The following is a 12,436-nucleotide window of genomic DNA, read 5'->3' on the forward strand; positions in this document are numbered from 1 at the left end:
GCGTTTATAGAGCGCGCCACTGCCGCTGCCCCCGCGCCCCGACACACAGTGTCGCCGCGGAAGGCCCCGGAAGCGCCGCTCGCGGCGCGACGGTGGGGGATAGTTTAACGGTAGAACTGCGGACTCTGACTCCGTTAGTCCTGGTTCGAATCCAGGTCCCCCAGCCACCCCAGATAAGTCTTTGAATCCAAAGATCTATTTTGCGGTTGCGCGCCAAGATGAACCCACGAATACCTCAATCGTAAAGCCGGCACAGGGCTGCGCGCGGCCATGGGCAACTGGCGGCGAGGCCGCAGGCCATCCGGCAGAGGGCTGGCATCCGCTGGCACGACCATGCCCCCGGCTCCCATCCCAGCCCCACACCGAAGTCACCCTCCCGGATCGCCAGGCGTTACCCGGGCGATCCGCGCTGCCGATCCGCTGATCCCAACCGCCGTTCAGTTCGCGGTGTCGTCGGGGTGCCCGGATTTCGACGGGCGGCGGGGGAATATCCGGTACACGGTGGCCGGGGAGACGCCGAGCGCCCGCGCTACCTCCGGAACGGCATTGCCGTTCGCCAGCAACCGATGGGCCTTGGCGATATCCTTGTTGGAGAGCGATTGCGGCCGGCCTCGCCGCCGCGGGCCGGTGGACGAGGCCGCAGGCGCCGGGCCGGGCTCGGTCAACTGGACCAGCGCGCGGCAGGCGAAGGCCAGCGCTTCGCCCGAGGGAATCATCATGTCCATCGGCATGCCGCCCAGCCGGATCGTCACGCCCTTCTGGCTGAGGGACGCCACGATGCGGACGACCGCTTCGACATCGGCACCGAGATGGCCGAGCGCCGGTACCGTCAGCACATCGCCGAGGCGCGAAAAATCCAGCGCCGCCCGCAGGCCGGGCCGGTCGACCCGCCGATCGTCGTCAATATCGGTAAAGACATGCTCGCAACCGAGCGCCCGCAGCGCCGCGGCCTCGGGTGGTTCCGGCTCGGCCCGCGCGGGCGCGCCGCCATTGGAAGCCAGCAGATCGCCCGCCGGGAGAAAGGTGGGACCGGACACGGCGCTGCCGTTCGTCCGGCCATCGGATTCGACGAGACAATAACCAATGAGCATATTTCCCCGCAGGCCGGGCACCCCCCGCAAAAAGGATGTTCGATCAGAACCGCTCCAACCGCCTCCGGCCTTCCCCTTATTAGTAGCAAAAATAGCACACGCTGTGAGAACCGCCATGGCGTTGAGCTTCAAATCTACGGAGGTAACATTCTGGCGATAATTCTGAGAAATCCGTTGTGCCAAAAACGCAATTAATAAAACATTGAAAATCCACGTATCTTCATTGCATGCCCCTCTTTCGGCGTTTGCATATGTTTTTTTGGAGGCATTTTAGCAACTTTGCTGCGGCACCCGGGTGGTCTTGCGACCCCTGATCCGCCCGGACTAGGGTGCCGTCGAATCGAAGAGTCGGGGCATGCGGGTGCCGGCGGATTCGAAAGAGCGGCGCAGGTCCGCTCGGTGAATTGTAGGGATCGGGGGCATTTGATGTCTAAGAAGTTTGCCAACGCGCGCCGGGGTGCCGGCAAGGCGAAGATCGTTATCAGGCGGAAAGCCAAAGCGCCGGCCCCCGTGGCCGTCGATCACAGCAAGGTCGCCCTGTTCGGGTCGGTGTCATCCCTTGCGCTGGGCGTCTTCGTCGCCACGCTTGCGGTGTCGGCCCTTCCCCAGCAGGCGGGTGCAACGGACTGCTTTGGCAACGGCACGACCAATATCTTCTGCGACACGAGTGGCCCCGGCGGTTGGGGTACCAACATCGAGGGTACCGGCGGCGCGGACTCGATCAACGTGGTCGGCGGATCGTACGGCTACGACGCCCTGTACAACCCGACGCCGATCGTACTCGAGGGCCTGGGTGGCAACGACGTCATCAACATCGGCGCGGACAACGTGTCGCCCAACGTTGGCAACGTCCAGTTCAACGGTTCGGTGGACGGTGGCTCGGGCGACGACACGATCACGATCGGCAGCTCCAACAGCTCGACCTCTTACTGGGTGGCAATCCAGGAAAATGTGAGCGGTGGCCGCGGCGATGATACGATCAACCTGAACGCCATTTACGGTGACACGGAAGTCACCGGCTATGTGGACGGCGGCCGGGGCGATGACAGCATTGTCGGCACTGCCTCGGGTAGCGGCAATGTCCTGACCTTCGGCGACGACATTCGTGGTGGGACCGGCGACGATTACATCCGCCTCTCCGCTACCGATGATGGAGCAGTCAGCTTTACGGATATCGAGGGCAACGGCGGCTTCCCGAGCTGGTTCTCGAGCGATGACGACACGATCATCCTCACCGCGACCGATGGCGGCGACATCTCCGGCGACGACATCCGCAGCGGCCAGGGCGACGATTTCATCGGCCTGTTCGCCACGAGCCGTGGCGACATCACGGTTGACGACATCGACGGCGGGTCGGGAGACGATGCGATCGTCCTCGGAGCCTTCGGCTTCCGCAGCGACGTGCGGGCCGACGACGTCGACGGCGGCTCCGGCGACGACTTCATCGCCGTGGTCAGCGGCTTCGGCGGCGAGACCCGCGTGGACGACATCGACGGCGGCCGTGGCGACGACGCCATTCTGGTCGGCAACCTGTTCGGCGGCTACACGCGCGCCGACGACATCGACGGCGGTTCGGGCGACGATTTCATCGGCGTGGTCAGCCTTGTCGGTGGAATGACCCGTGTTGACGACGTCGACGGCGGCTCCGGCGACGACGCCATCGTGCTGGCGGCGATCGGTCCCGGCTCGGATGTGCGCGCCGACGACATCGACGGCGGCTGGGGCAATGACTTCATCCTCGTCGGCAACGCGCTGGGCGGCGAAACGCGCGTCGACGACATCGACGGCGGCGCCGGGAATGACTTCATCGGCGTGGTCAGCGTTCTCGGCGGCGAGACCCGCGTCGACGACATCGACGGCGGCTGGGGGAACGACGCCATTGTGCTGGCGGCGATCGGGCCCGGCGCGGATGTGCGTGCGGACGACATCGACGGTGGCCGGGGCAACGACCTCATCCTCGTCGGCAATGCGCTGGGCGGCGAAACCCGCGTCGACGATATCGACGGGGGCGACGGCAACGACTTCATCGGCGTGTTCAGCCTCTTCGGTGGCGAGACCCGCGTCGATGACATTGAAGGCGGCGACGGCAATGACCTCATCGTCCTCGGTGCGGCGTTCGGCGGCGATGTCCGTGCGGACGACGTCAGCGGCAATGACGGCAACGACCTGATCGTCCTCGGCGCGGCGTTCGGCGGCGATGTGCGCGCGGACGACATTTCGGGCGGTTCGGGTGACGACGCGATCGTTCTCGCGGCGGCTGGTCGCTGGAGCGACGTGAGCGTCGACGACGTCTCCGGCGGTTCCGGCGACGACTTCATCGGCGTGTTCGCGACCGAAGGCGGCGAAGTGCGCTTCGACGACATTTCGGGCGATGGCAGCTGGTTCTCCAGCGGCGATGACGTGATCGTCCTTGCGGCGTCGGAAGGCGGCGAAATCCGTGGCGACGACATTGACGGCGACGGTGGCGACGACTTCATCGGCCTGTTCGCCTCCGAAGGTGGCGACGTCCGCGTCGACGACATTTCGGGCGGCTTCGGCGACGACACGATCATCCTTGCGGCCACCGACCGTCGCAGTGATGTGAGCGCCGACGACATCTCGGGCGGCTTCGGTGATGACTTCATCGGCCTCTTCGCTTCCGAGGGCGGCGAAGTGCGCTACGGCGCCAACACCATCTCCGGCGGTTTTGGCGATGACGTCATCGGCCTGCTGGCGACGCGGGGCGGCGAGATCACCGGCGGCGACATCGACGGCGGCTTCGGCGAGGACGAGATCACGCTGACCGCCACCCGTGGCGGCGAGATCCGTGTCGACGACATCTCCGGTGGCGATGGCGACGACACGATCGCCCTGAACGCGAACCGTGGCGGCGAAATCCGCTTCGACGACATCTCGGGCGACGGCAGCTGGTTCACCAGCGGCGACGACCGGATCGTCCTTGCGGCGTCGGAAGGCGGCGAAATCCGCGGCGAAGATATCGACGGCGGCCGTGGCGACGACTTCATCGGCCTGTTCGCCTCCGAAGGTGGCGACATAAGTGTCGAAGACATCGACGGCGGCTTCGGCGACGACACCATCCTCCTTTCGGCGACCGACCGTCGCAGCGACGTCCGTGCCGACGACATCTCCGGCGGCTTCGGTGAGGACTTCATCGGCCTCTTCGCTTCCGAGGGCGGCGAAGTGCGCGTCGAGGATATTTCGGGTGGCTTTGGCGACGACGAAATCGCCCTGCGGGCGACGCGTGGTGGCGAGATCCGCGGCGAGGACATCGACGGAGGCTTCGGTGAGGACGAGATCACGCTGACCGCCACCCGTGGCGGCGAGGTCCGTGTCGACGACATCTCCGGTGGCGATGGCGACGACGAGATTCGCCTGTCGGCGTCGAGGGGCGGCGAAATCCGCTTCGACGACATCTCCGGCGACGGCAGCTGGTTCACCAGCGGCGATGACGTGATCGTCTTGACGGCGTCGGAAGGCGGCGAGATCCGCGGCGACGATATCGACGGCGGCCGTGGCGACGACTTCATCGGCCTGTTCGCCTCCGAAGGTGGCGACGTTCGCGTCGACGACATTTCGGGCGGCTTCGGCGACGACACGATCCTCCTTGCGGCCACCGACCGTCGCAGCGATGTGAGCGCCGACGACATTTCGGGCGGCTTCGGTGATGACTTCATCGGCCTCTTTGCTTCCGAGGGCGGCGAAGTGCGCTACGGCGCCAACACCATCTCCGGCGGCTTTGGCGATGACGTCATCGGCCTGCTGGCGACGCGGGGTGGCGAGATCACCGGCGGCGACATCGACGGCGGCTTCGGCGAAGACACGATCGGCCTGGTCGCCACCCGTGGCGGCGAAATCCGCGTCGACGACATCTCCGGTGGCGATGGCGACGACACGATCGCCCTGATCGCGAACCGTGGCGGCGAAATCCGCTTCGACGACATCTCGGGTGACGGTAGCTGGTTCACCAGCGGCGACGACCGGATCGTCCTGGCGGCGTCGGAAGGCGGCGAGATCCGCGGCGAAGATATCGACGGCGACCGTGGCGATGACTTCATCGGCCTGATTGCCTCCGAAGGTGGCGACATAAGTGTCGAAGACATCGACGGCGGCTTCGGCGACGACGCGATCATCCTTGCGGCAACCGATCGCCGTAGCGACGTCAGCGCCGACGACATCTCGGGCGGCTTCGGCGACGACTTCATCGGCCTCTTCGCTTCCGAGCGGGGCGAAGTGCGTTTCGACAGCATCTCCGGCGGCTTTGGCGATGACGTCATCGGCCTGCTGGCGACGCGGGGCGGCGAGATCACCGGCGGCGACATCTCCGGCAGCTTCGGCGACGACGCAATCGGCCTGATTGCTACCCGTGGCGGCGAAATCCGCGTCGACGACATCTCCGGCGGCGATGGCGACGACACGATTGCCCTGATCGCCAACCGTGGCGGCGAAATCCGCTTCGACGACATCTCGGGTGACGGTAGCTGGTTCACCAGCGGCGACGACGCGATCATCCTGGCGGCATCGGAAGGCGGCGAAATCCGCGGCGAAGATATCGACGGCGACCGTGGCGACGACTTCATCGGCCTGATTGCCTCCGAAGGTGGCGATATCCGTGTCGAAGACATCGACGGCGGGTCAGGTGAAGACACGATCATCCTTGCGGCGATCGACCGTCGCAGCGACATCCGTGCCGAAGACGTCGACGGCGGCTCCGGCGATGACCGGATCGTCCTCTTCGCCGATGGCGGCGAGATCGCGATTGACGATATCGATGGCGGCTCGGGCGATGACACCATCGTCGTCGCCGCTACCGATGCGCGGCGGACCGATATCTCCCTCGACAACATCCGCGGCGGCAGCGGCGATGATCTGGTCGTGCTGTCGGGCCTCGACAACATGAACTCGAACTTCTCCATCGACGGCGAAATCGATGGCGGCCGCGGCTTCGATACGCTGGTGGTCACCAATGAGAGCGCACTTGAACTCGATGACGTCGAGCGTTTCCAGGAACTGATCGTCAACGACGGGTCTTATCTCGACCTCACCCAGCGCTGGGTGAACTTCAACGGCAACAGCGGCAAGGACGGTTTCGTCGGGGTCGACTCGACCTCCTACCTCCGCCTCTCGAACACCGACGCCGATCTCGACACCGGAACCTTCGTGCTTGAAGGCTCTGGGGGCGAGGATGGCTATCGGTCGATCTACACGGGCGTCGCCGCTGGCAATCTGTCCGCCACGGGCGGCGTGCTCGATGTGGCCGGTGACTCGGTCAATGGCGTGCACGACACCCGGATCGAGCTCTACGACACCGAGGGCAGCGAGCCGGACGAGTTTCTGCCCGACGCGACCTTCATCAACCAGGGCACCATCGCCCTGCACAATGGCATCGACGACATTGCCGGCGACCGTCTGACGATCAATGGCGACTATATCGGTGGTGGCAACCTGCTGATCGATACCTACCTCTATGACTCCGCGAGCGTGAGCGACGTTCTGGTCATCAATGGAAATGTCGCGGCCGAAAACACGACCACGGTCTACGTCAACAACACCAATCCGGGTCAGGGTCTCTACACCGGCACCACGCTCGGCTCGGGCATCAAGGTGGTCGACGTGTCCGAGGGCAGCGAATCGCCCGACGACGCCTTCCAGCTCGCGCGCAACACCATCAGTGGCGAGCGCGAAGTGATGGGCGGTGCCTTCTCGTACCGCCTGTTCCAGGACGCTTCCGACGGCGGTCTCGCCGATGGCGGCAGCGGCGGCGACTGGTACCTGCGCGCGGGCTATACCGCCCAGGCGACCGGCTATGCGACGGCGCCTTCCGCCATGCAGCGCCACTTCTATGCCGGCCTCGACACGCTGCATAAGCGGCTTGGTGAGATCCGCCAGCAGGATCAGCTTGAGGGCCGCAACGCCGATATGGCGCAGTCCGTCGAGAAGGCCCCGACCTATCAGCCGGTGCCGGCACCTCGGTTCCAGATGTGGGGCCGCGGCGGCGGCTCTGACCTGAGCTATGATGTCAGCAACGGGTGGGACTTCTCGCAGCAGACCTGGGGCCTGCAGGCCGGCGGCGACTATACGTTCGACTATAATGACTGGCGCATCAGCGCCGGCGCCTTCGGCGGCTATGGCTGGTCGGATGTCGACGTGGATGGCAACTGGTCGTCCTGGGGTGGAAACTCCAGCATGGAGATCAATGGCTGGAATGCGGGTGTCTACGCCACGATCCGTCAGGTCGGCCTGGTGGCGGGCGCCGGCTTCTACACCGACATCGTCGGCAAGGTGGACGTGCTCGATCTCGACATAGCTTCCAGCAGCACGGTCACGGCGAAGACCGACGCGACAGTCTGGGGTGGCTCGCTCGAGATGGGCTATGGCTTCGAACTGTCGAACGGGTGGGTGCTCCAGCCGCAGGCCCAACTCGCCTATGTCAGCGCGAACCAGGACTCCTACTACGACTCGATCGGAACCTACATCTCGCCCGGTGACGCCGAATCGCTGATCGGCCGCCTCGGCCTGCAGGTCCAGTCGACCTTCGTGATGTCGACCGGCCAGACGATTACGCCCCACGCGATCTTCAACATCAACTCCGAGTTCCTCGGAGACAACAAGACCAACGTTGCGGGCACCGTGCTCACCAGCGACATCAACGGCACCTGGTACAATGCGGGCATTGGCTTCACGGCCGACCTCAATGGCAGTATCGCGCTGTTCGGTACCGGCGAATACAACTTCGGCGATGTCGAGGGTTGGGCTGGCCAGGGTGGCATCAAGTACCGCTGGTAAGCTTCAGTGGACGGCACGCGGCCCCGGTCGCGTGCTGACAGGATGACGCCTGCAAAATAAGAATGGGCCGACCCTCGTGGTCGGCCTATTGCTTTTTTGAGAGGGCATTCGCGGCCGCGCGGCCAGGGGCATCTTTCCGCCCGGGACGCGGGGCGCCAGGCGCGGATGAGCCGATCGGCACGGCGATCGCGATCTCGCTCGACGCCCCTCGCCATGTGCGCCGCGCAGTGGCACAAACAGAACAATGATTCTCGCCCCGTGGCGCCTGTCGACAACGCAGACCAGCGGTCGACAGCCCGGGACATTCGCCGGAGGACATCATGCACACATTCGCCAATCGGGCTGCCGCACTGCTGCTGGCGCCCTGCCTTCTGGCCGGCATTCCCGCCGCCCTAGCGCAGACGGCGCCGGCCGAAAGCAAGGCCCCGGTCCGTACCGAAACCACCACTTATGACAACTGGATCGTGACCTGCCGCGCCGGTGTCGAGAAGGGCGCCAAGAAAACCTGCGTCGCCACGATGAAGGTGACGGAGGCCAAGTCCAAGAAGAACGTGCTGCTCTGGCAGGTCGGCCAGGACAAGGCGGGCGTGCCCACCTACCTGATCCGTACCCCGCTCGGCGTGCGGCTGAAGGATGGCGTGCAGATCATCATCGGCAAGGGCAAGCCGCGCAAGATCGACTTCGCCTCGTGCAGCCGCGGCGGCTGCGAAGCCATCGGGCCGTTCGAGGATGCCTTCGGCAAGGAATTGCTGACCGCCAAGGAAGTGGTGGCGAGCTTCGTCCTCGCCAATGGCCAGACCGTGAATGTCACCCTGCCGATCACGGGCATCGCACAGGCGCTGCCGGCGCTGAAGGGGTAACCAGCCGCTTGCCGCGCTGACGTGCCCCGCCGTAACGCCCTCGGCGTGCGGCGTGCGGCGTGCGGCGTGCGGCGGGCGATCCGCCGCCGGCGCGGCAGCGAATCGGCTCGGTCTGCTGGCGCACAGCAAGAGATCGGCACCTGTGACGCATGCAGGGCAGGGGCGCCGCGCCTTGCCCTGCGCGTCTTTGCGCTGCGCCAAGCCCCGCTTCCCGCGCCGGGCTGCCATGAAGTCGATTGCGCCAGCGCTCGCGAATGTTACATTTCAACCGAGATGTTGAACAATGCGAGCCTGAGCCGCCTTTCGGGATGGCCGGGACGACGGCTTCGGCCGGGGAAACTGAAATGGTCGACGAGACCCAGATGTGGGCCGGGGAGCGGGTGACGGAAACGTCGGCCGGCGACGGGCGGCCCGTTGCGCGCGAGCGCCATCGCCAGGGTGGTGGACCGTCCTTTGGCGGCTCGCCGGCCGGCGCGGCGGGGCGCGACCCGCGGTCGAATACGCGGCCGCGCAACAATGATCCCTGTTATGCCGCGCTGGACCTGGGTACCAATAATTGCCGCCTTCTCGTGGCCCGCCCCACCGGCAGCGGCTTTCGCGTTGTCGATGCCTTCTCGCGCATCGTTCGGCTGGGCGAGGGGCTGATCGGCTCCGGCCGGCTGGGCGAGGCGGCGATGGACCGCGCGGTCGAGGCGCTGAAGGTCTGTGCCTCCAAGATCGGTTCCCGCCACATCGTCGACCGCCGGCTGATCGCCACCGAAGCGTGCCGAACGGCGGTGAATGGCGCGGAGTTCATCAGCCGGGTCGCGCGCGAGACCGGGCTCGAACTTGAGATCGTCGACAGGGAGACCGAGGCACGGCTGGCGGCTTCCGGCTGCACGCCGCTGGTCGATCCCACCTCTGACGGGGCCGTGTTGTTCGATATTGGCGGCGGCTCAACCGAAGTGGTCTGGCTCGACCGGCTGGAGACGCGCGACGGCGGCCCGCCGGCGGCGGTGATCCGCGCCTGGGTCTCGGTCCCGCTCGGCGTGGTGACGGTGGCCGAGCGCCATGGCGGCGTGAAGGTGACGCGCGACGATTTCGAGGCCATGGTCAACGAGTTCACCCCCCACCTCGCTGGCTTCGTGACGGCGGTAGGGCCGCATAATTGCGGCCGGCTGCATCTTCTCGGCACGTCGGGCACGGTGACGACGATTGCCGGTGTGCATCTCGACCTGCCGCGCTATGACCGCTCGCAGGTTGATGGTACCTGGCTCGGTGCCGAACAGGTACGGGTGGTGGTCGACCGGCTGCTGGCCATGCCCTTCGCCGAGCGCGCCGCCAATCCCTGCATCGGGGTGGAGCGCGCGGATCTGGTGCTGGCCGGCTGTGCGATATTGGAATCGGTGCGCCGGGCTTTTCCGTGCGACCGTCTGCGCGTCGCCGATCGCGGCCTGCGGGAAGGAATTTTGGTGGAATTGATGCGTGCCGATGGTGTGTGGCGTCAGAGGGCTGGAGCCCCGGCGTGATCGACAAGCCCCAGCCCGGCAAGGGCGGCGAGTCACGGCCGCTCAAAGTGCGGCTCAAAAAGGCCCGCTCGCTCAGTTCCTCCTCGCAGAAATGGCTCCAGCGCCAGCTCAACGATCCCTATGTCGCGCGCGCCAAGCGTGAGGGCTGGCGCTCGCGTGCCGCCTTCAAGCTGATCGAGATCGACGAGAAGGTGAAGATCCTCAGGCCCGGCCTGCGCGTGGTCGACCTTGGCGCCGCCCCCGGCGGGTGGAGCCAGGTGGCGGCCTTGAAGCTGAAGCTGGACGAAGGACACGGCAAGATCATCGCCATCGACCTTCTGGAGATCGACCCCATTGCCGGCGTCGACTTCGCCCAGATGGACTTCCTCACCGACGAGGCGCCGGCGCGGCTGAAGGAGATGATCGGCGGCGACGCCGACCTTGTCATGTCGGATATGGCCGCCAACACCACCGGGCACCGGGCGACCGATCATCTGCGTATCGTCGGGCTGGTGGAGCTGGCGATCGATTTCGCCCGGCAGGTGCTGGCCCCCGGCGGGGCGTTCATCGCCAAGGTATTTCAGGGCGGCACGGAAAGCACGCTATTGGCTGAGCTGAAGCGCGATTTCACAACCGTGCGCCACATCAAGCCGCAGGCCAGCCGGGCGGATTCTTCGGAGCTCTATGTGGTGGCGACGGGGTTCCGCGGACGGCAAGCTTCCGTCGTCGATCCGGCGTCCGTGGCCGATTAGGCCGCGCTGCCGAACTCCCCGGGGGTCTCCGGCGGCACGGCCGGCTTCACCCTGCCACGGGCGAGTTCGGCGCCGGCATCGGCCGGCAGGCGCAGGAAGAAGAACACCGAACAGACCGCGATTGTCGCCACGACGAGGAAGGCGACGCTGAAATCGCCCAGTGCGATGGTGCCGTCGCCGCGCCAGCCGCGCATGCCGTCGAGCACCAGTGCCGCCACGGCGACGCCGGTGGAGATCGACACTTGCTGCGCCACGCTGGCGAAGCTGGTCGCCCGGCTCATCTGCTCGCTGGAGACATCGGCGTAGGAAAGCGCGTTGGTGCTGGTGAACTGCAGCGAGCGGAAAAAGCCGCCGAGCACCAGCGCGCCGATCAGCACGAGATACGGCATGTCCGGCCGGAACAGCGCGCCCACCGCGATGAACACCGAAGCGATGACGCAGTTCACCACCAGAACCCGCCGGAAGCCGAAGGCGCGCAGGATGGGGGCGGCGGTGAACTTCATCGTCATCGCCCCCACCGCCGAGGCGAAGGTGATCATACCGGAGGCGAAGGGGCTCAGGCCGAAGCCGAGCTGCAGCAGCAGCGGCAGCAGGAAGGGCAGGGCGCCGATGCCGATGCGGAACAGCGAGGCGCCCACCACCCCGGCGAAGAAGGTGGGGATCTTCAGCAAGGCCAGGTCGAGGATGGGTTTGATCGTCCGCCGCGCGTGGCGGACGTAGAACCCCATCGCCACCGCGCCGACGCCGATGATGGCAAAGGCGAACCTTGCATCGACCGCATGCTGGCCGAGCAGCGCGAAGCCGAAGACGAGGCCGGCGAGGCCAAGGCCCGACAGGATCATGCCCCTGATGTCGAAGGGCGGCACGTTCGGTTCGCGAATATCGGGAATGAAGCGGCTGACCAGCACGAAGCCGAGCAGCCCGATCGGCAGGTTGAGGAAGAAGATGTAGCGCCAGTCGAAATAGGTGGTGATGAAGCCGCCGAGCGGCGGGCCGATCACCGGCCCCAGCAGCGCGGGAATGGTGAGCCAGGCCAGCGCCGAGACGAGTTCCTCCTTCGGCACGGTGCGCAGAATGACGAGGCGCCCGACCGGCACCATCATCGCCCCGCCCATGCCCTGCAGGATGCGGTAGGCGACGAAGTCCGGCAGCGCCTGCGCAAGGCCACAGAGCAGCGAGCCGGCCGTGAAGACAACGATGGCGGCCCGGAACACGGTGCGCGAACCGAATCGGTCCGCGAACCAGCCGCTGGCCGGGATGAACACGGCGAGGCTCAGAAGGTAGGAGGTCAGCGCCAGCTTCAGCGCGATCGGGTCTTCCTGCAGGTCGGCGGCGATGGCCGGCAGCGAGGTGGCGATCACGGTCGAATCGAGCTGCTCCATGAACAGCGCGCAGGCGACGATGAGCGGGACGAGACGTTCGGAGCGCACGGGCCGGTCCGGATTTGCAGGCGGGGGGTGAGA

At 66.2% G+C, this 12,436-nt stretch carries 6 protein-coding genes and 1 tRNA gene; 5 read left to right on the plus strand and 2 right to left on the minus strand.

All coding sequences use genetic code 11. The features are described 5' to 3' along the window. Nucleotides 1-93 precede the first annotated feature (93 nt). Nucleotides 94-167, plus strand: a tRNA-Gln gene (locus tag EV667_RS08130). Between the two features lie 270 nt (nt 168-437). On the opposite strand, the gene EV667_RS08135 is transcribed toward EV667_RS08130, so the two are convergent. Next, the gene (locus tag EV667_RS08135; RefSeq protein ID WP_245516033.1) at nt 438-1,037 is read right to left on the minus strand and encodes a recombinase family protein; all 600 of its coding nucleotides are present in this window, start codon (nt 1,035-1,037) and stop codon (nt 438-440) included. Between the two features lie 333 nt (nt 1,038-1,370). On the opposite strand from EV667_RS08135, the gene EV667_RS08140 reads away from it, so the two are divergent. From EV667_RS08140 to EV667_RS08155, 4 genes are all read left to right on the plus strand, one after another. Further along, nucleotides 1,371-7,874: an autotransporter outer membrane beta-barrel domain-containing protein gene (locus tag EV667_RS08140; protein ID WP_131834736.1), complete on the plus strand. Its 6,504-nt coding sequence runs from the start codon at nt 1,371-1,373 to the stop codon at nt 7,872-7,874. Nucleotides 7,875-8,194: 320 nt separating this feature from the next. Then, the gene (locus tag EV667_RS08145) at nt 8,195-8,734 is read left to right on the plus strand and encodes an invasion associated locus B family protein (RefSeq protein ID WP_131834737.1); all 540 of its coding nucleotides are present in this window, start codon (nt 8,195-8,197) and stop codon (nt 8,732-8,734) included. Between the two features lie 344 nt (nt 8,735-9,078). Next, the gene (locus EV667_RS08150) at nt 9,079-10,242 is read left to right on the plus strand and encodes a Ppx/GppA phosphatase family protein (protein ID WP_131834738.1); all 1,164 of its coding nucleotides are present in this window, start codon (nt 9,079-9,081) and stop codon (nt 10,240-10,242) included. Continuing rightward, on the plus strand, nt 10,239-10,973 hold the full coding sequence (locus EV667_RS08155) for an RlmE family RNA methyltransferase (RefSeq protein WP_131834739.1): 735 nt from the start codon (nt 10,239-10,241) through the stop codon (nt 10,971-10,973). The genes EV667_RS08150 and EV667_RS08155 overlap by 4 nt, the downstream gene beginning before the upstream one ends. On the opposite strand, the gene EV667_RS08160 is transcribed toward EV667_RS08155, so the two are convergent. Further along, a complete protein-coding gene (locus tag EV667_RS08160; RefSeq protein ID WP_131834740.1) occupies nt 10,970-12,403 on the minus strand; it encodes an MFS transporter in 1,434 nt (477 codons plus the stop codon). The two genes, EV667_RS08155 and EV667_RS08160, sit on opposite strands and share 4 nt — an antisense overlap. Nucleotides 12,404-12,436: the final 33 nt, after the last annotated feature.

This window comes from Ancylobacter aquaticus, from assembly GCF_004339465.1.
In the GTDB taxonomy this organism is placed as follows: domain Bacteria; phylum Pseudomonadota; class Alphaproteobacteria; order Rhizobiales; family Xanthobacteraceae; genus Ancylobacter; species Ancylobacter aquaticus.

Excerpts from the sequence above, each read along its gene's own strand:
- EV667_RS08145 (WP_131834737.1), top strand. The coding sequence starts at position 8,195 with ATGCACACATTCGCCAATCGGGCTGCCGCACTGCTGCTGGCGCCCTGC.
- EV667_RS08150 (WP_131834738.1), top strand. The coding sequence starts at position 9,079 with ATGGTCGACGAGACCCAGATGTGGGCCGGGGAGCGGGTGACGGAAACG.